Consider the following 258-nt stretch of genomic DNA (forward strand, 5'->3'; position numbering starts at 1 on the left):
TATTTGGATTGCCAATACCTGCAAATGCCAAAAATGATTTTCCCATAACCTCATCAGATGCTAATGATTTAAGGTGAGCATGATGCAAAGCCTTTCCAGTACGGGTAACAAGAAAAACTACATTTTCACATGCATCCGAATGACCAATCAATAAAACACTATCCATCAAAGAAAACTGTGTTTTTAATGGTGCACGCAAAGGGCCTGCTGGGAAAACAGCTCCATTACCAAAGCCACGCATTGCATCCACAACAAGCA

General features: G+C 40.3%; 1 protein-coding gene. It reads right to left on the reverse strand.

Going from position 1 to position 258, the window contains the following annotated elements; all coding sequences use genetic code 11:
- A partial coding sequence (locus ACFIK8_RS11740) for a tetraacyldisaccharide 4'-kinase (RefSeq protein WP_375669529.1) occupies positions 1–258 on the reverse strand: 258 nt, incomplete at both ends.

The sequence above is a fragment of the Bartonella sp. MR168JLCBS genome (assembly GCF_042194175.1).